21 protein-coding genes are annotated in these 17,727 nt (G+C 42.8%); 6 read left to right on the top strand and 15 right to left on the bottom strand.

The window, feature by feature from the left end; all coding sequences use genetic code 11:
* Positions 1 to 6 precede the first annotated feature (6 nt).
* Complete coding sequence (locus tag NL645_RS18685; protein ID WP_074190133.1) at positions 7 to 669, top strand: DUF2987 domain-containing protein; 663 nt, start codon at positions 7 to 9, stop codon at positions 667 to 669.
* Positions 670 to 868: 199 nt separating this feature from the next.
* The gene (gene ttcA / locus NL645_RS18690; protein ID WP_005377502.1) at positions 869 to 1,762 is read left to right on the top strand and encodes a tRNA 2-thiocytidine(32) synthetase TtcA; all 894 of its coding nucleotides are present in this window, start codon (positions 869 to 871) and stop codon (positions 1,760 to 1,762) included.
* A gap of 126 nt (positions 1,763 to 1,888) precedes the next feature.
* On the opposite strand, the gene uspE is transcribed toward ttcA, so the two are convergent.
* The 10 genes from uspE to ccoN all read right to left on the bottom strand — a co-directional run bounded on the left by uspE (position 1,889) and on the right by ccoN (position 10,887).
* Positions 1,889 to 2,836 carry a universal stress protein UspE gene (uspE, locus tag NL645_RS18695; RefSeq protein ID WP_053807422.1) on the bottom strand — a complete coding sequence of 316 codons (948 nt, stop codon included), beginning with the start codon at positions 2,834 to 2,836 and terminating at the stop codon, positions 1,889 to 1,891.
* A gap of 180 nt (positions 2,837 to 3,016) precedes the next feature.
* Positions 3,017 to 3,763: an FNR family transcription factor gene (locus NL645_RS18700; RefSeq protein ID WP_005377497.1), complete on the bottom strand. Its 747-nt coding sequence runs from the start codon at positions 3,761 to 3,763 to the stop codon at positions 3,017 to 3,019.
* Positions 3,764 to 3,853: 90 nt separating this feature from the next.
* Positions 3,854 to 4,531: a sulfite exporter TauE/SafE family protein gene (locus tag NL645_RS18705; protein ID WP_006742590.1), complete on the bottom strand. Its 678-nt coding sequence runs from the start codon at positions 4,529 to 4,531 to the stop codon at positions 3,854 to 3,856.
* 8 nt (positions 4,532 to 4,539) lie between these two features.
* Entirely contained in the window at positions 4,540 to 4,704 is a 165-nt protein-coding gene (ccoS, locus tag NL645_RS18710) for a cbb3-type cytochrome oxidase assembly protein CcoS (protein ID WP_012841826.1), read from the bottom strand.
* Between the two features lie 15 nt (positions 4,705 to 4,719).
* Complete coding sequence (locus NL645_RS18715) at positions 4,720 to 7,083, bottom strand: heavy metal translocating P-type ATPase metal-binding domain-containing protein (protein WP_253652196.1); 2,364 nt, start codon at positions 7,081 to 7,083, stop codon at positions 4,720 to 4,722.
* A 4-nt stretch (positions 7,084 to 7,087) separates the two neighbouring features.
* A complete protein-coding gene (locus NL645_RS18720; RefSeq protein ID WP_243327273.1) occupies positions 7,088 to 7,564 on the bottom strand; it encodes a FixH family protein in 477 nt (158 codons plus the stop codon).
* A gap of 105 nt (positions 7,565 to 7,669) precedes the next feature.
* Positions 7,670 to 8,644, bottom strand: coding sequence for a cytochrome-c oxidase, cbb3-type subunit III (gene ccoP, locus NL645_RS18725; RefSeq protein ID WP_005377487.1), 975 nt, complete (start codon positions 8,642 to 8,644; stop codon positions 7,670 to 7,672).
* Entirely contained in the window at positions 8,644 to 8,817 is a 174-nt protein-coding gene (locus NL645_RS18730; protein ID WP_005396487.1) for a CcoQ/FixQ family Cbb3-type cytochrome c oxidase assembly chaperone, read from the bottom strand. Before NL645_RS18730 ends, ccoP begins: the two co-directional genes overlap by 1 nt.
* Positions 8,818 to 8,826: 9 nt before the next feature.
* Positions 8,827 to 9,447: a cytochrome-c oxidase, cbb3-type subunit II gene (ccoO, locus tag NL645_RS18735; RefSeq protein ID WP_005377475.1), complete on the bottom strand. Its 621-nt coding sequence runs from the start codon at positions 9,445 to 9,447 to the stop codon at positions 8,827 to 8,829.
* 12 nt (positions 9,448 to 9,459) lie between these two features.
* Complete coding sequence (gene ccoN / locus NL645_RS18740; RefSeq protein ID WP_005396488.1) at positions 9,460 to 10,887, bottom strand: cytochrome-c oxidase, cbb3-type subunit I; 1,428 nt, start codon at positions 10,885 to 10,887, stop codon at positions 9,460 to 9,462.
* A gap of 257 nt (positions 10,888 to 11,144) precedes the next feature.
* On the opposite strand from ccoN, the gene NL645_RS18745 reads away from it, so the two are divergent.
* The 4 genes from NL645_RS18745 to NL645_RS18760 all read left to right on the top strand — a co-directional run bounded on the left by NL645_RS18745 (position 11,145) and on the right by NL645_RS18760 (position 15,264).
* Positions 11,145 to 11,501, top strand: coding sequence for a hypothetical protein (locus NL645_RS18745; RefSeq protein ID WP_041852960.1), 357 nt, complete (start codon positions 11,145 to 11,147; stop codon positions 11,499 to 11,501).
* 113 nt (positions 11,502 to 11,614) lie between these two features.
* Entirely contained in the window at positions 11,615 to 12,796 is a 1,182-nt protein-coding gene (locus NL645_RS18750) for an FIST signal transduction protein (RefSeq protein WP_253652197.1), read from the top strand.
* Complete coding sequence (locus NL645_RS18755; RefSeq protein ID WP_048626397.1) at positions 12,786 to 14,507, top strand: ATP-binding protein; 1,722 nt, start codon at positions 12,786 to 12,788, stop codon at positions 14,505 to 14,507. Before NL645_RS18750 ends, NL645_RS18755 begins: the two co-directional genes overlap by 11 nt.
* 376 nt (positions 14,508 to 14,883) lie before the next feature.
* On the top strand, positions 14,884 to 15,264 hold the full coding sequence (locus NL645_RS18760) for a phage protein (RefSeq protein WP_253652230.1): 381 nt from the start codon (positions 14,884 to 14,886) through the stop codon (positions 15,262 to 15,264).
* 22 nt (positions 15,265 to 15,286) lie between these two features.
* Here the strand turns inward: NL645_RS18760 and NL645_RS18765 are convergent, their stop codons facing one another.
* The 5 genes from NL645_RS18765 to NL645_RS18785 all read right to left on the bottom strand — a co-directional run bounded on the left by NL645_RS18765 (position 15,287) and on the right by NL645_RS18785 (position 17,470).
* Positions 15,287 to 15,916, bottom strand: coding sequence for a hypothetical protein (locus tag NL645_RS18765; protein ID WP_253652198.1), 630 nt, complete (start codon positions 15,914 to 15,916; stop codon positions 15,287 to 15,289).
* Positions 15,901 to 16,275, bottom strand: coding sequence for a hypothetical protein (locus NL645_RS18770; RefSeq protein WP_213986788.1), 375 nt, complete (start codon positions 16,273 to 16,275; stop codon positions 15,901 to 15,903). The genes NL645_RS18765 and NL645_RS18770 overlap by 16 nt, the downstream gene beginning before the upstream one ends.
* A 268-nt stretch (positions 16,276 to 16,543) precedes the next feature.
* On the bottom strand, positions 16,544 to 16,729 hold the full coding sequence (locus NL645_RS18775) for a hypothetical protein (RefSeq protein ID WP_029823315.1): 186 nt from the start codon (positions 16,727 to 16,729) through the stop codon (positions 16,544 to 16,546).
* A complete protein-coding gene (locus NL645_RS18780) occupies positions 16,710 to 16,937 on the bottom strand; it encodes a hypothetical protein (protein WP_005457391.1) in 228 nt (75 codons plus the stop codon). Before NL645_RS18780 ends, NL645_RS18775 begins: the two co-directional genes overlap by 20 nt.
* Positions 16,938 to 16,999: 62 nt before the next feature.
* Complete coding sequence (locus tag NL645_RS18785; RefSeq protein WP_029865452.1) at positions 17,000 to 17,470, bottom strand: hypothetical protein; 471 nt, start codon at positions 17,468 to 17,470, stop codon at positions 17,000 to 17,002.
* Positions 17,471 to 17,727 lie beyond the last annotated feature (257 nt).

The raw sequence follows: 17,727 nt of genomic DNA on the forward strand, positions 1-17,727 counted from the left end.
GATAAAATGAAAAAGTTAAGCCTAAGTCTATTGGGAAGTGCGGCGCTAATTCTTGTATCGCCAATAACCCAAGCTCAAGAGTACATGTTCACGTACTCGAAGTTATACACCCAACTCAAAAACAACAATAAAGAAGGGCATGACGACGTGAAAGTTGGCGTCTTCTTTGTGGATGCGAAAACTAAGCAAATTTGTACAATAGAAAAAGCTTGGATGGAAAAAGAAGAGCACTATGAGGAGTTTGTTATCCCTGCTTCACAAGAGTTGCCTCTGCCAGTCGATAAAAACTTAAAGTCAGCGAATCCGTTGGTTTTTGTCGATACTCCAAAAGATACTCGCTGCGATTACTCACTTGTCGTGATGGCCAAAGAACCATTACAGGGTAACGTTTCTTACGAGCAACTTAAGCCTCTTCTACCTCAAATGCAGACGATGCTGGAAGATTTAGGCGGTATGTTTGCGGGTTGGTTTACACCTGAAGTTCAAGGTGTGACGATGGAGTTTGCAAATCAACTGAATGATAAAGTGATTTTCTCAAACGGAACCGAAAAGCCAATTGTCAATGGCAAGATACAAGTCGCACTAAGTGAAATAGGGCAAGGTGGCACAATGACACTACCAGAACCGACGATGCGAGTGCTACCTTATCTGCCTAACGCAAAGAAGTGAACACTGAGAGTTTAGAAAGAGCTGCAATTGCGGCTCTTTTTTCATTTGTGAGGGTAACTAAGCTACCTTTCGTGTCCTTTTCTTAATGTCTCAATAAGACAAGCATTTAATCCTGCGTAAAAAGCTCGTATAATCCACGCCCCAAAGAAACCCATGTTAGGAAGTCCTAGTCGATTTATCGGCGATGTGAGAGCCCGCAATGAACCAAATAGATACAAGAAAAGAAACCCTAGAATTCAACAAGCTTCAGAAACGCCTGAGAAGACATGTTGGAAATGCCATTACTGATTACAACATGATTGAAGAAGGCGATGTTGTGATGGCATGTATTAGCGGTGGTAAAGATTCATTCGCGATGCTTGATATCCTGTTGAATCTTCAGAAAGCTGCGCCAATCAAATTTGAAGTGGTTGCGGTAAACTTAGACCAAAAACAACCGGGCTTCCCTGAGCATATTCTGCCTGAGTATTTCGAAACACTGAATATCCCTTACTACATCGTAGATAAGGACACGTATTCAGTCGTAAAAGAGAAGGTGCCAGAAGGCAAAACCACTTGTGGTCTGTGTTCACGCCTACGACGTGGTACGTTGTATTCATTTGCAGAGAAGATTGGTGCAACTAAGCTTGCGCTAGGTCATCACATGGATGACATCGTCGAAACAATGTTCTTGAATATGTTCCACGGCTCTCGCCTTAAAGCGATGCCACCAAAGCTGCGCTCTGATGATGGTCGTAACGTGGTCATTCGTCCATTGACTTACTGTCGTGAAAAAGATCTGATCAAATACGCTGAACACAAGGATTTCCCAATTATTCCGTGTAACCTTTGTGGCTCTCAAGAGAACCTTCAGCGTCAATCTATAAAAGCAATGTTGATTGAATGGGATAAGAAGACGCCAGGGCGTGTGGAAGCGATTTTTAAATCAATTCAAAACGTAAGCCCAAGCCAACTAGCAGACCGCGAATTGTTCGACTTTGTTAACTTACCGCTAGATCGTGAAGGTAACCGCGAAGAGTATGAATTTAATGAGGCTGTCGTTTCTTCGACAAATATTGATGAATCGATGTTCATCGATGTTACGAACATCTAACGCGTAAAAAAGGAGGTCAATTAGACCTCCTTTTTTGTATTCAACGCTTTAACTGTCCCCAAACAAAAATCCCCCTTTATTAGGGGGATTTATTAGCGTCTGTTTGAAAGCGCTCATAAAGAGAGATTAGGTTGCTGTGTTTGGATCAAGAGGACTAATGTAGCCTTTTGGTTTTAGAGCCAATACATCGCAATTTATTTTATCGATCACGTGCTCAGCTGTATTACCAATAAAGACAGCAGAAAGCCCGGTTCGCCCTGTGGTGCCTAAAATAACCATTGCAGCATTCAAGCGCTCTGCTGCTGCTGGAATGACATCTTCAGGTAAGCCTTGCTCAACAATCGTTTGCTCTTCATCAAGGCCGTGTTTTTGGCGTAATGCTTTCATCGCAGTTAAGTGATGACCTCGAACGGCATCGGTATAAGTCGTTGGATCAAACTCAGGAAGTTCAATGGTAATGTTCGCCGGTGTAACGGGATACGCATTAACAAGGTATGGTTTGGCATCCAGTCGGGTGGTGACTTCTTTTAGTCGCTCGACCATGGCATCGTTGAGATCAATATGAGTTGGATTTTCAGAGCCTACGTGCACCGAGGCAAGAATGCTTGCTTGTTCTGGCCAATCTGCATTTTTAATCAGAAGTACTGGGATAGGGCATTTACGTAACAAGTGCCAATCGGTCGGAGTGAAAATCACAGATTCTAACACGTCGTGCTTACGTGTGCCTTTAATGACTAGGTCATGGCTGCCTGCATAGACCTCAGCGATAATTGCTTCGTAAGGACGGTTGTGCCAGACGACACATACATCAAAGTCGAAGCCATCGTTTAGATAAGGTTGAGCAATTTTACGCATCCACTGCTCACGTTGATGGATAACACCTCGACGCATAGCATCTCTTTCATCCACTGATAGCATTGACGTCATGTCATAAGAGAAATCGTAAATGGATAAAAAGAAAGTGATTCGGCTTCTAGATACACTTTTTTGAGCTAATTGAACAGCTCTTGCAAGTGCGGGCTGCTCATCATTATTGATGTCAGCTACAACAAGGATCTTACTGTATATACTCATAACTAAGCCCACTTCTATTGCAAAACCAGATACTGAATATAAATTAAATCAGTATTTTGGAGTACTTACCGTACATTTTTACTGTAGCTTAGTTTGGGTAACTTTTTGAGGACTTTCGAAAGGAATTTATGAGAAATATGATGTAGCTCATTTTCGAGCTACATCAATAATTGGGGTGTATTATTCTTTAGTTACACCAGCAAGTTCCATCAATGCATCGTGGTCTAAGATAGTGATATATTTACCTTTTACACTTAGGATCTCGGATTTCTGGAAACGACCCAACAAGCGACTGATTGTTTCCACTGTAAGACCAAGATAGTTACCAATATCACCACGAGTCATCGTTAAACGAAACTCTCTAGGGCTGAAGCCACGTTGAGAAAAACGAGTTGATAGGTTGTATAGGAAAGCCGCTAGACGTTCTTCTGCATTCTTTTTAGAAAGAAGCAAAATCATTTCCTGATCACCTTTAATTTCGTTACTCATCAAACGCATAATTTGCTGGCGAAGCTTAGGCATTTTACCTGATAGGTCGTCTAAAATTTCGTATGGGATTTCACATACCATCGACGTTTCAAGCGCTTGAGCAAAGCTAGGGTGGGAGTCACCTGTAATGGCATCGAAACCAACTAGGTCTCCGGCCAAGTGAAACGCTGTGATTTGCTCATCACCTTGCTCTGTGATCGTATAGCTCTTGATGGTACCAGAGCGGATAGCGTACAGAGATTTTAGCTCGTCACCAGCCTTAAAAAGCTCTTGTCCTTTTTGGATAGGCTTCTTACGTTCGATGATTTGGTCAAGCTGATCAAGTTCTGCCTCATTCAGAGTGAACGGGATACACAGCTGACTAATGCTACAATCTTGGCAATGAATGGCGCAACCGCCTGATTGGATACGCTTTGTTGCAGGTTTTTCAGAAATCATAACAACCTTTCACTATTTGATATACATCAATATTTTAGCATCGCTTAATCCTAAAGGGTAGCAAAAATGTCACCTCAATAGAGTTTAACGTTATATGAAACCGAGTAACTCCATGGCTCCTACAGCAGTGTACGAACCATACCCAATAAGGATTAATGCTGAAATATTTCTAAATATTAACGATTTTTGTAATTTCTGAAAATGGTTGGCACCATATCCAATAATCAGCATTGCCGGAAGTGTTCCGAGGCCAAACGCGAGCATAATAAGACCACCGTTTATTGCGCTGCCTGAAACCGCCGACCAAGTTAGCGCAGAATAAACCAAGCCGCATGGTAACCAGCCCCAAATGAAGCCAAATGGTAAAGCATGAAGAGGGTGCTTTAATGGCAACAAACGCTTACCAGCAGGTGAGATAAAGCGCCAAATGTGCTGTCCTAACTTTTCTATTAACAGTAAACCTTGCCACCATCTAGCAATATAAAGCGCAACCAGAATCATGAACAGTGCGGCAATCAGCCTTAACCAAGCAAGAGAATGCGTTAATCCACTTAGCTCAGATAAACCTGATATTGCTCCGCCTACTAATGCACCGATTACGGCATAGCTGCTCAATCGCCCTAGGTTGTAGAAGAGTGGAATAAGGGGGGAGCTTTTACTTGTAGAAGAGCCCATGGTAAGCAGAGACGCGATACCACCACACATTCCCATGCAATGACCGGCCCCGACGAGGCCGATCATCAAAGCACCAATAAAGTCAGGAGTCATAAAGGTTGCTATTTTTTATCACTATTAGATTTGTCTTCTTCATCAAGAAGAATGTTATGTCCTTGTCGTTCTAGATCTTCAAACTGATCACTTCTTACTGCCCAAAGAAAAACGGCAACAGCAACACAAACGAGAACGATAGCGATGGGAATCAATATATAAAGACTTTCCATGTTTGCTTTCTCTACTTATTTCTCTTTGAGCAGGCGCAAAGAGTTAGATACAACGATAATTGAGCTTGCAGACATGCCAACTACTGCAATGTAGGGAGCCACTAAACCAGCGACAGCTAAAGGCAAAATTAACAGGTTGTAACCCAAAGACCAAGCCAAGTTTTCTCGAATAATCTTTCTTGTACGCAGTGCAAGCAAACGTGCCTCTAGTAGCTTTTCGAGATTATCCCCAAGTAACGTCATATCTGCAGATGCTTTAGCGACATCCGTACCACCGCCCATTGCAACAGAAAGATGAGCTCCGGCGAGAGTAGGTGCGTCATTGATGCCATCGCCAACCATCATTGTGATACTGTCTTCATCAAGACTCTTAAGGTACGCGAGTTTGTCTTCTGGTTTTGCTGACGCAACGACGTGATCGATACCAATTTCATTCGCTACAGGTCGAGCGTTTGAGAGAGAGTCACCTGTTAGCAGCGTTGTCTTAATTCCAGCGTCAGCAAAACGTTGAACAAAGGCTTTGCTTTCTTTTCGGATAGGGTCGCGGTAGTAAAAGCTAGCGACATGCTCGCCATCAACTGAAAGATAGACCGCATGGCTTTCATCGCTTTCCTTGCCTTGAACAAAAATCGCACTGCCTATCTTAACGATTTTGCCATTCCAGATCCCCTCAATCCCTGAACCAATCAAGTTTTGCACTTCATACACAACAAAGTCGTCATTGGCGTAACTTGCAAAAGAGCGAGCGATAGGATGGTTTGCATGAGCTTCTAATGCTGCGGCTAGAGAGAGACAATCTTCTTTTGGAAGATCACTCAACACTTTTGTATCACAGATCTCAATATCGCCTTTCGTCAGAGTACCTGTTTTATCTACAACTAAGTGGTTGATCTTACATAGCGTCTCGAACACATGACCTTTACGAAGCAAAATGCCAAAGTTTCCCATACGAGAGGTAGCACAAGTTAGAGCAGTTGGAGTCGCAAGAGATAGGGCACATGGACAGGTGGCTACCAATACGGATAGCATGATCCAAAACGCATCATCTGGTTTTGTTTGATGCCAGTAAAACCAAGTACCAGCAGAAATAATAAGAATTGCTCCAACAAAGTAACGAGCAACAACGTCTGCAATTTCTGCGATTTTAGGTTTGGAGTGTTGAGCTTCATCTTGTAAACGCACGATATTGGAAATCATTGAGTCGGCTTTGGAACTCATGACCTCTAGCTCAAATGACTCATCACCGTTTAGTGTTCCTGCATAAACCGCATCGCCTTCTCGTTTCACAACATGTACGGATTCACCCGTTAGCATGGATTCATCAATATGAATACGACCCGAAATAACTTTGCCGTCAGCTGGGATATGTTCACCAGGAAGGACGCGAATACGATCACCAACTTTTAGAGTTTTCACTGGTATTTGCTCGCCATCCAGCGTCGTGGCGATCGCTGGGATCAACTTTAATAGGTTACCACTCGCCGCTGCGGCTTTGCGACGCGCTCGCATCTCTAAAAATCGTCCAACCAATAGGAAGAAAGTGAACATTGAAATCGATTCGAAGAAGACTTCGCCCTGTTCTGTAACGGTTGCTATTAAGCTGGCTACATAGGCAAAAATAAGTGCAATCGAGACAGGCACATCCATACCGAGGGTTCGGCCTTTGATGCTTCGCCACGCATTTAAGTAAAACGGAAGAGCAGAGTAGAGTAGGACTGGCGTAGCAAAGATCAAACTTACCCAACGAAAGTAATTTTTAAACTCCGGTTCTAGGTCACCAAAAACTTCTAGGTACAATGCGACGGCTAGCATCATAACTTGCATGGTAGCTAAACCAGCAATACCTAATCTGTATAAGTATTGCTTCATCATTCGATGATAAGAGGCTTCTTGCTTATCAGCTTCAAATGGTGCAGCTTTATAACCCAGTTTATGAATGACAGATAGGAGCTCACTTAATCGCACTTGAGTGTTATCCCAGGCCAGTAACGCGCGGTTAGTGGTTGTATTCACGCGGATAGACACTAACCCAGCCGTATTAGAGACTTGCTTTTCGATTAACCACGCACAAGCTGCACATGAAACGCCTTCTAAAGAAAGAGTTACTTCAGAGACATTTTCACGATTTCGCACAAATTCTGATTGTACATCTTCATTATCATAATGAATTAAAGCTTGGAGTTGCTCTGGAACTAAATCTGCTTTTTCCGCAGGCGCAGTTCTATATTGATAGTAGGATACTAAGCCGCTGTCTACGATGGTTTGAGCAACCGTCTCGCAGCCAGGACAACACATCTTGCGGGATTCACCGAGTATATCAACTTTAAAATCCGTGTTGGCTGGTACATCTTCACCACAGTGATAACAGGATTCACACATATGCTTACTTCATTAACGGTGTTGACGAGGCTGGAAATTCAACTTTACCTTGGATCATCCATTGTTGGTCATGTGGTTGTAGTTCGATAAACCAAGGACCTTGAATAGATTCTTCTGCCGTTAGGCGGTAATTACCAGATGCATCCGCCGTAACGAGCTTTGTAAAGTCACGATCAGGAAGAGTACGATGAGTGAAAGTGGCCGTTAGAGCAGGATAATGAGATAGCTTCCCTTTAGCGAAAACAATCACAACATTGTTATTTTTAGAGGAAATCTCAGCGTTAAGACCTAGGTCACGAGCGACATTCATTTTACTAATGTCGATGTTAATACCTTTGCCTTTTTTATAGTAATCCTCGGCGACTAAAGAAACAGAGTTGTTCGAGAAAACGACCACAGTAATCACAGTCCAAACTACGACAGTAAGAGGAAGGATGATTAGGAACCACGGCCAAAATTGTTTATACCAAGGCTTTACCATAAAAAAGTTCTCAACAGCTAAATGAAAAAATGTAAGGCGTTAAATTTAAAGGAAAGACAGCCCCTATGAAAGGGGCTGTTATTGCTATGTTACTTAATATCTCAGTTACTTACTCTCTGAGTTACTTAAGCTCCAGACATAAGAGGCAACGAGCTGAACTTTATCTTCACCCAAAATGTCTTTCCACGCGGGCATTACACCTGAGCGGCCGTTCATTACGGTTTCGGTTACAGCTGCACGAGAGTCGCCAAATAGCCAATCTTGGTCTGTAAGATCAGGTGCACCGACTGCAGGGTTACCCTTACCATCAGTACCGTGACAAGCTGCACACACGACGAAACGTGCTTTACCTGCCGCTGCTTCACGAGCATTCACTTTACGACCAGATAGGCTAAGTGTGTAGCTTACAACTTCTTGCACACCTTGCTCACCAAGCGCATCTTTCCATGCTGGCATTTGACCAATACGGCCATGCATGATGGTTGTTACGATTGCAGCTGGTTCACCGCCGTATAGCCATGCATCATCAGTTAGGTTAGGGAAACCTTTCTGACCACGAGCATCAGAGCCGTGACATTGAGAACAGTTTTGCAAAAACAAACGTTGGCCAACTTTTAATGCTTCAGGATCTTGCGCAATTTCAGGAATTGGGCGTAGACCACTGTCATTGTGCGCGAGTTTACGGAATGCTTCGCCGAAGTAAGCGTCGGCATCATCCAGTTCTTTTGCATATTGGTTTAGTTGCTTGTTCTCTTGTGCTGCAGCGATGGCTTCTTTTGACTCTTCTAGTGAGCGAACGGTTTGAGCCGAACTCTGCCAGTTTAAAAAGCCCTTGAAGCTACCTAGACCTGGGAATAGAGCAAGGTAAACTGCTGCGAACACAAATGTGCTTACAAACAGGTAAGTCCACCACTTTGGTAGAGGGTTGTTTAGCTCGCGAATACCATCGTACTCGTGGCCCATGTCTTCCCCTTCCTCGACGCCCATTTTATCTTTAGCGCACCAAGTCAGGAGAATCGCACAGCCTACCAGCGTACCGACAGTAATCACGATAATCCAGAGACTCCAGAATGTAGTCATTACTTCTTCACTCCTTGGTTATTTGGGGTCGTTTGTTCTTCGTCAGCAAACACCAAGTTGGCATCTTCTTCAAAGCGTGCTTTACGCTTTTTACTAAATGCCCACCATACGATGCCGATAAAACTAGCGAAGAGTACAACGGTATAAATACTATGAATTGTACCGAAATCCATATGATCCCCTTACTTCATTGCATGACCAAGAGACTGAAGGTAAGCGATGATTGCATCCATCTCTGTTTTACCTTCTACTTCTTTAGCCGAATTCGCGATCTCTTCATCAGTGTATGGAACACCGAACTGATCACGAAATAGCTCAAGTTTCTTCTGAGTTAGCTTACCGTCTAAAACGTTTTCAGCTAACCACGGGAAACCTGGCATGTTTGACTCAGGCACAAGCTCACGAGGATCTAGTAGGTGAACGCGGTGCCATTCATCAGAATAACGACCACCAACACGAGCTAAATCCGGACCTGTACGCTTAGAGCCCCAAAGGAATGGGTGTTCCCAAACACTCTCACCAGCAACAGAGTAGTGACCGTAACGTTCAGTCTCTGAGCGGAAAGGACGAACCATCTGGCTGTGACAAACGTTACAACCTTCACGGATGTAGATGTCACGACCTTCCATCTCCAGAGGAGTGTAAGCACGCAGATTCTCTACAGGTTCAGTCGTTTGCTTTTGGAAAATCAGAGGAGTGATCTCTACAAGAGCACCCCAGCTGATAGCAAACACGATAAAAATAGCCAACAAACCGACATTACGTTCTAAGATTTCATGGCGATTATTAGAATTATTACTCATTCTTAAATCTCCTTATGCCGGATGTGGGATAGCTTTTAGGCTTTCTTTAGGTGCACTTACCGTTTTGTACGTGTTGTATGCCATTAGGAACATACCAGATAGGAAGATAAATCCGCCTAGGAAACGTACAAAGTAGAACGGATAAGACGCTTCTACAGACTCAACAAAGCTGTAAGTTAGCGTACCGTCAGAGTTAACCGCGCGCCACATAAGACCTTGCATTACACCAGAGATCCACATCGCAACGATGTAAAGAACGGTACCGATTGTTGCTAGCCAGAAATGCACATTAACTAGACCAACAGAGTACATACGTTCTTGGCCAAATAGGCGGGGTACCAAGTGATATACAGAGCCGATAGAGACCATCGCAACCCAACCTAACGCACCAGAGTGAACGTGACCAATGGTCCAGTCTGTGTAGTGAGAAAGTGCGTTAACCGTCTTAATCGACATCATCGGGCCTTCAAAGGTAGACATACCGTAGAACGACAGTGAAACGATTAGGAAACGTAGGATAGGGTCATAACGAAGCTTATGCCATGCACCAGATAACGTCATAATACCGTTGATCATACCACCCCAAGAAGGAGCAAATAGAACCAGCGACATAACCATACCTAGAGACTGAGTCCAGTCTGGTAGCGCTGTATAATGAAGGTGGTGAGGGCCTGCCCAAATATATAGAGAAATAAGTGCCCAGAAGTGAACGATAGATAGACGGTAAGAATAAACAGGACGTTCAGCTTGTTTAGGAACGAAGTAGTACATCATACCTAGGAAACCAGCGGTCAGTAGGAAACCTACCGCATTGTGTCCATACCACCACTGAACCATCGCATCCACTGCGCCCGAGTAAATCGAGTAAGATTTACCGAGTGACACAGGAATAGCCATGCTGTTCACGATGTGAAGTACTGCTACTGTGATAATAAAGGCACCGAAGAACCAGTTTGCCACATATATGTGTGACGTGTTTCGTTTCACCAGTGTGCCGAAGAACACCACCGCATATGATACCCATACTAGCGCAATTGCGATATCAATAGGCCATTCTAGCTCAGCATACTCTTTACCCGATGTTAAACCGAGAGGCAAAGTAATGGCTGCTGCCAGGATGATTGCTTGCCAACCCCAAAAGGTGAAGGCAACGAGTGGGCCACCAAAAAGACGTGTTTGACATGTGCGCTGTACAACATAATAAGACGTTGCGAACAGAGCACTGGTACCAAACGCAAAAATTACCGCATTAGTATGCAGTGGACGTAAGCGACTGTACGTCAACCACGGCGTATCAAAGTTTAGCTGTGGCCAAACTAATTGAGCGGCAATCAAAACACCAACAGCCATACCAACTATGCCCCATAAAATGGTCACAAGGGTAAATTGGCGAACGACTGTATAGTTGTAGTTTTGTTCAAGCTGCTTTACTTGGCTCATTTGCATGCTTCCAATTTCTAATTAACTACACTTTTACTTCCAACACGACTTGCGTCGTAACACCACCCAAGTAAACTCTAGAATTCAAGTGTTATCATCACCTTATTTCCATTGCTGACTTTAATAAAAAGTGGCATTTTCAGCGTGACACTATACTTGAATTAACAATTCAATGACAGGGTAGTAACCTTACTGGCCCCCTGGAAATCATTTTTTATTTAAAAAGTTTGAAGTTTGTAACAAGGATATTAGTAATTATGCCTGCACAAAAGTTAACAAAGGCGCGACTTGCACAAATCTTAATCATGCTCAGTGTGTTAATAGGCGCATTTTTCTGGCGTACCTTTACACACGAGAGCGTTACTAGCATTGACTGTTCACAAAAAGAACGATGCGATGTAACAATTGAAGGTGAAATAATCACAATTAATCGTGACTCAACGGGAATTTCGCTCGAAACGATAAAAAGCAGCACTCTAAAAATTGATCCAAATCAATCTGGCGAATTTATCAATCTCGATCGAGAGCATAAGAAAATAGAATGGGACACAATGCCTGAATCAAAAAAAATCACCTTTAAAAAAGGCGAAAACATTGTTGTAGTTCAATTATAAATATGATCTGTCACGAGATAATCGCAACTTCTTAATGAAATTTTCACCTTCTTACCTATAGAAAATTGGTTGGAATGGTATAACAGCAGAGTGATACCCAATTATAAAATCGTATGCATTGCCAATCAGTTTTTACTCATATTAAAGATGAAGACTCAGCGATAGAAACGCTTAGGTCCGAGCTGACACAACAGAACTTGTCTTACGTGATGTGCTACTACACGGAAGAGTACGACTTCGAGTTAATTCGAGAAGCTTTTCTTGAACATTTTCCTGGAGTGCCTTTTCATGGAGCTAGTTCATGCCAAGCAGTAATGACAGACCGGGGGTTTCATACGGGCCCAGTGATTGCGGCGCTCGCAATTTATGATTCAGGCCCTCATGCTTATGGCACTGGTATTTCTAACTATGACTCGGGTGACAGTGTAACTAGAGCCTTAGATATGGCTCTTGAGAACGCTAACCGCGTAGGAGAAGTGCCAAACTTAATACTGCTTCATGCAACTCCAGGGAAAGAGGAATCAATCATTGCATCAATAGATGAAAGGTTTGGTACGCTGATCCCAATTATTGGTGGTTCAGCCGCTGATAATCATATCGCGGGAAAATGGTCTGTTATTACCGCCCAAGGATCTCAAACTGCAGGTTTAAGTCTGACATTATTTTACTCCTCACAGCCTGTTGATATTGCTTTTAGTGCTGGGCACACTCCAACCAATATCAAAGGGGTTGCAACCAAAACTAACGATAGGTGCTTACTAGAAATTGATGACGAACCAGCCCTCAATGTTTATAGAAAGTGGACAAACCATCAAGATAACCAAGTAGGCAAAAACAACCTGCTATTTACAAACTCGAGCGCTTATCCACTAGGGCGTGTCGCTGGCCACCTCTATGAGCGTCCATATTACAAATTGTCCCATCCAATTCGTGAGACGCGAGATGGAGGAATTGAGCTATTTACACGAATAGAAGAGGGTGATGAACTCACTTTAATGAAAGGAAGCAGAGAACACCTCGTTGCACGCGCCGCTAAAGTTGTAAATGCAGCCTTTAATCAAAAATTAGAAGAATCTCGAAAAATTGGGGTGATAAACATCTTTTGCGCAGGTCCTATGTTGCACTTAATGCAAGACATGAATAGCGTTTGTGAACAAATTAACCAAGAACTAGAACAGTTACCTTTTATTTGCCCTTTTACTTTTGGTGAGCAAGGTAGATTTATTGGTGGTGAGAATGGACATGGAAACCTGATGATTTCATCAGCGATATTCCATAAACCTTATGAAAGATAAATACTTAGACATATACCAACAGGAAGCGCTGCAAGAAGCGTTAGTCGAACTAAAACAGGCTAGGCAAAGAGAGCGACTGCTCGCCGATGAGAATAAAGCTATTCTTTCAGCGATATCCGCGATGAGTGAAGCAAAAAACCGGCACGAGATATTTACGGGATTAAATAATGTCCTTAAGAAGTACATCAACTTTGATGATTTTATCGTTCTAACTCGTGATGATGAGAGGTACCCCTTCAAAACGTTGATATCGACAAATAGTGTATTTGATAACATATCTTGGTTACACGGTAACGCATCTGAGAGGGCGCTGAATGGCGAATGTATTCTGCTGTTCGAACCAGATAGGCTTGCTGAATTTATTAACCTAAACAGCTTTATAAAAAGCCATGTAAACTCGGTCGTCCTAACGGGCATACGCTCAGAGGTAACACAAACAGTCATCTTACTCATTGGTGCGAAGAAAGGGCACTTTAGCATAGAAAATAAGGAAACCTTAAGACGCTTTCGGCCTTTAATAGAGAGAGCTGTCATCGATATTGAGACCAAAGAGAAGTTACAACGTATTGTTGAAGTGCGGACAACTCAGCTTGCTAAAGCAAGAGAAGAAGCAGAGCTTGCAAATCGCTCAAAGTCAGAATTCTTAGCGATGATGAGTCATGAAATTAGAACCCCTCTAAATTCCGTCCTTGGAATGCTCGATATTCTGAAACAATCCACCTTATCAGAAGAGCAAATCGATGCCTTGAGCCAAATGGAATGCTCAGCGGAGTTGCTTCTCGCGATTATCAGCGACATCCTTGACCTCTCAAAAATTGAATCAGGTCGCTTTCAACTCAATGAGCAGTGGGTTAATTTAAGAGACACTGTCACTTTTGTTATTTCTCAACAAAAACAAATAGCTAAGAAGAAGAGCCTTCAATTTAAACTCAATTGCATGGTAACTACCGACAAACAGTTTTGGATTGACTCTACGCGATTATCTCAAATCCTGTTTAATCTTATTGGGAATGCAATAAAGTTTACTGATGAAGGAGAAGTAAAAGTTTCAGTATCTGAGCAAGACTCCGAGCTTGTAATTTCAATATCAGACACCGGAATTGGTATATCTAAAGCCAAGCAAGAACATCTATTTACGGCATTTCATCAAGGTGATCGTTCCATCACGAGACGCTTTGGTGGTACAGGACTAGGGCTAGCAATAACCAAGCATTTAGTTGAAATGATGCGCGGCAAGATTATCGTTAAAAGTGACGAGCATGTCGGCTCAACATTTACTATTAAGATTCCCGTTTTAACTCGGTGCAATCAAAATCGTCCAGTTAAAATAGAAAACAACCAACCAATAAAAGCGATGGATCTTCTCGTAGTCGAAGATACCGAGTCGAATCAGTTTGTAATAAAGCTTATTTTAAATAAGCTTGGTCATAATGTTCATATCGCAAGTCATGGAGCAGAAGCATTAACGTTCTTAGAGGAAAATGAGGATTTAATCGACCTGATTCTTATGGATGTCTCGATGCCAGTGATGGATGGGATTACTGCAACAAGGCTTCTCCGAGATAAAGGCTTCAAGACTCCAATCATCGCATTAACCGCTCATGCGCTAGAAAGTGATAGAGATAAATGCCTTGACGCAGGTATGGATGGATTCATTTCCAAACCAGTTCGAAGACAAGATATCTTTGAAGCTATACAGCCATTTCTGTAAGTAGAAAAAGCATTAATATAGATCTTAACAATCGATAGATTATTAAGATCTATATTAAGTATTTTATGGTAAATAGATATTATGTTTAATGGCTATGATAGAGACCTTAAATTTCAAATCTACAGTGGAATAGGAGTGCTCATTGGCAGCATTTGGCGTACGAGCATATGTTATTTAACATAACACATATAATACGCACTGACTTTAGTTTTAGTTACACCGATTTACGCTCTGATACTTCCTGATTTAATTTCGACTCAACAAAATATAAGTCCTTGTTTTGTCAGTCGCATTTTACTTAAGTTTGCTTTTTCTCTCTCTAATGCCTCATTAACATCGTCACCCACGCGTTTTGGCCTAAGTCGTCTTCACGAGTATTAAGCACGGCGCTGAGTTTTTTCACGTAAAACCTGTCACCGTTCGTCGTTGGTTAGATGGCCGCATTTTGATAAATCCAATGGCTGAAAAGCTGCTTTTGATTAAAAGCCTCGGTTTCCTGCCAAATGACAATCGTTGGTCTGGATTTCGGATTGATGAGAAACGCGCTGTGTTGATTTGTCCTGACGGTCGTCAACTCAGTCCGACAGAGTTAAAGGAACAGGCCCTTTGGCGTGATGAATACAAGGAATTGGTCGCTAGATATGGTCACATCGAAGCGCCTAAGATTACAGAGCTGCAATCTACACCGCACCCGTTTCGAGGTGGTCGTAGAAATGCAGCTCCATGGATACCAACTAAATTTAGGGGTAATAAGTAAAATAAGGTGGTGATTTACCACCTTATTTCAATAGACCACCATCACGTAGAATCTGCCACTTATCGGATGGTAAGTAATCATCCCCGACCAACTCTTTGGCCGATAGAGCTAACTTTGAGTATTTAAATGTCCAGCGGTGCTGAAAGCTCAACGTTTGAATACCAGTGTCGTCACCGTAATAATCCGCTAGAGAATCTTTAATATCCTTGATGTAATAAGCGATAAAAACGAGCGGTATTAGTGCCGTTTTAGCATCTTCAACAGAGCCCGTACGTTTATTTACAACAGAATCATAGATAGTTTGACCATTTGAGCTCTTTGGTTTATTTAATAAAGATTCAAACTCCTTCGCGGCGTTTTCTAGAGCTGAACTTTTTAACTCTATTTCAGAAAATTTCCTTTGTCTCTCCGCTTCTTTTTGCTGAGATTCAAGTGTCTTAACCAAAATGACAAACGCCAAAAATGACAAGACTGGCCCAAGAACTCCTCCAAAGTAAGAGCCAAACGTTCCCCAAGCCGACGTGTCATTTGAAAGAGGGTGTCTTTCTATTACACCAAAAAATAGAAAGTATACGAACGCAGTTATCAGTATCGCTCCTAACCCAAATTTATAGTATTTCCGCATGCTATCTTCCTTTACATTGACATCCATACCCCTGCTCCTTTTGCCCATAACTGAACTCCACCATTTATGCATTGAAATTTATGAGTTAAATCTGGGTCAACATAGTACGTAATAACCGGATTACCTTTGTTACTACCAATGTGGCTGAGCCTATCAATCTTGTAAGATGTCTTTCTACTAATCAGTGACTTGCAGGCTGAAACGCTGCTTTCTGATGGTTCTGAATAGTTCGACTCTGTATGGTTCGATTCTGAATTGGCTTGATGCCCATTATTATTCGACGCACTTGCAACGACTAACAAAGCAAAAATAAAAGCGATAGCCCCATAAAGTGATTTATTTTTGTTCGTGATTTTTACTTTTTCCCATGGGTTTTCTTTACTCATAAGTAACCTTTGAATGCCAAATGTATCGGTATAATTCTGCTCGCAGCCATACTTATGAGCAACACCGAGCTAATGAAAATGATGCATATGCAACAAACAAAAAAAAGCCGAACCCCATCGCTAAGGGTTCGGCTTTTTTAGGCTTCTGCTTTGGTGGCATTCATTTGAAGCCTGTCGAGGTCAATCGACCCGCCAAAAGTATCGGCTCCCTACTCGCTGTGTAAATCGTCATTAATGACGTTTCGAACCAGTTCGCAGGGTTTAAGCCTTAGCTTTCATTGTTGCGCGTAGCCGTTAGAACCAAAACACTTTCTCGCACATCTTGAAGCCCTTGGGTAAGCTGCTTATTGATGGCGATTTGGTATTTGAGATTCATGCCGATAAGCACAAACATGACCAGCGACTCAGACGAAAAGCCCAAGCCCGACAAGGCGTTAATTAAGGCGTTTTCCATCCAAGCCCCCTACTTTTTTGCTTGGTTTCCACTTGTCCGGCAGTGATTCATAGGCACCAATCACGGCAGGAATTGCCAAGCCAACCGCACCGCCAAAATTCACGCCTGTGTCGGTCATTTCCACGCTGAATAAATGGCCATAGCCCGTTGCCGCAGCGATAACAGAACCAAGAAGCGTTAAGCCTTTTAATGTTGAACGTTCAAACATAATTTTTTCCTTAATATAGTTAAACGTCATATGACGCTATCAATGACGTTTTCAACGACGTTTTAAACCAGATTGACGCCTTTCAGCACCGTGTGCTTGCTGTAATGACGACCCACTTCCATGATGCTCATGGCGTGAAGTACTTCGACCAACAGCGGCTTGTTGTTCACTAAATCAATGCGCTCATCCATACCGACACCCACACGACCCGCGACAAAGCGTGCATAGTTGGCTGTGTGGTTTTCGTTTGGTGGCGCAAAGCGGTGAATGATTTCGGTTAGCGTGTGCAGTTCATGACGTAGCTGATAGTTACGCAGCAAAATCGCTCCGGCACGAAAGCCCCATTCGGGCGCTTTAAAGGTTTCAAAGGCCTTATCACGTGACGGCGTCACCTTGCCTTTCCACGCATTAGAGGCAATGCGAATGTTAAGCGGGTTATGAATGCGAATCCCGCGAACGCTTGATGTGGTTGAGGTTGTCATAGTGAAGGCTCCAATCCCTAAGAGTATGATGACAAAGATAAATAGCGGCATAACTACACCGCTTGATAGTTGACTGAGTTGAAGTAATTCAAGTGCACGGGCATTTTCGAGTAGTACGCCATTAAATGGCCGTGCGTTTGGCTGCCTACGGTATCCCCGACCACACTCACCGTTTTGTAGTCGGTCTTGGTGATGGTCGATGGACTAATCGGCGCTTTCGTGGCGGTTTCTGTGATTTGGCAGTTACAGAAAATCAGGTGTTTTTCCATGCCATACGGCATTGGATAACGACCCACATCCACGCTGAC

Source organism: Vibrio sp. Y51_MX_L26, assembly GCF_024181935.1.
Taxonomy (GTDB): Bacteria; Pseudomonadota; Gammaproteobacteria; order Enterobacterales; family Vibrionaceae; genus Vibrio; species Vibrio diabolicus.

Coding starts and splice junctions, on each gene's coding strand:
- NL645_RS18720 (WP_243327273.1), bottom strand. CDS start 7,564: ATGGTAAAGCCTTGGTATAAACAATTTTGGCCGTGGTTCCTAATCATC.
- NL645_RS18770 (WP_213986788.1), bottom strand. CDS start 16,275: ATGAGTAAAGAAAACCCATGGGAAAAAGTAAAAATCACGAACAAAAAT.
- uspE (WP_053807422.1), bottom strand. CDS start 2,836: ATGAGTATATACAGTAAGATCCTTGTTGTAGCTGACATCAATAATGAT.
- ccoP (WP_005377487.1), bottom strand. CDS start 8,644: ATGACTACATTCTGGAGTCTCTGGATTATCGTGATTACTGTCGGTACG.
- NL645_RS18780 (WP_005457391.1), bottom strand. CDS start 16,937: ATGTTTGAACGTTCAACATTAAAAGGCTTAACGCTTCTTGGTTCTGTT.
- NL645_RS18745 (WP_041852960.1), top strand. CDS start 11,145: ATGCCTGCACAAAAGTTAACAAAGGCGCGACTTGCACAAATCTTAATC.
- NL645_RS18750 (WP_253652197.1), top strand. CDS start 11,615: ATGCATTGCCAATCAGTTTTTACTCATATTAAAGATGAAGACTCAGCG.
- NL645_RS18765 (WP_253652198.1), bottom strand. CDS start 15,916: ATGGATGTCAATGTAAAGGAAGATAGCATGCGGAAATACTATAAATTT.
- ccoS (WP_012841826.1), bottom strand. CDS start 4,704: ATGGAAAGTCTTTATATATTGATTCCCATCGCTATCGTTCTCGTTTGT.
- ccoN (WP_005396488.1), bottom strand. CDS start 10,887: ATGAGCCAAGTAAAGCAGCTTGAACAAAACTACAACTATACAGTCGTT.
- NL645_RS18705 (WP_006742590.1), bottom strand. CDS start 4,531: ATGACTCCTGACTTTATTGGTGCTTTGATGATCGGCCTCGTCGGGGCC.
- ttcA (WP_005377502.1), top strand. CDS start 869: ATGAACCAAATAGATACAAGAAAAGAAACCCTAGAATTCAACAAGCTT.
- NL645_RS18685 (WP_074190133.1), top strand. CDS start 7: ATGAAAAAGTTAAGCCTAAGTCTATTGGGAAGTGCGGCGCTAATTCTT.
- NL645_RS18785 (WP_029865452.1), bottom strand. CDS start 17,470: ATGCCGCTATTTATCTTTGTCATCATACTCTTAGGGATTGGAGCCTTC.
- NL645_RS18700 (WP_005377497.1), bottom strand. CDS start 3,763: ATGATTTCTGAAAAACCTGCAACAAAGCGTATCCAATCAGGCGGTTGC.
- NL645_RS18775 (WP_029823315.1), bottom strand. CDS start 16,729: ATGGAAAACGCCTTAATTAACGCCTTGTCGGGCTTGGGCTTTTCGTCT.
- NL645_RS18730 (WP_005396487.1), bottom strand. CDS start 8,817: ATGGATTTCGGTACAATTCATAGTATTTATACCGTTGTACTCTTCGCT.
- NL645_RS18755 (WP_048626397.1), top strand. CDS start 12,786: ATGAAAGATAAATACTTAGACATATACCAACAGGAAGCGCTGCAAGAA.
- NL645_RS18715 (WP_253652196.1), bottom strand. CDS start 7,083: ATGTGTGAATCCTGTTATCACTGTGGTGAAGATGTACCAGCCAACACG.
- ccoO (WP_005377475.1), bottom strand. CDS start 9,447: ATGAGTAATAATTCTAATAATCGCCATGAAATCTTAGAACGTAATGTC.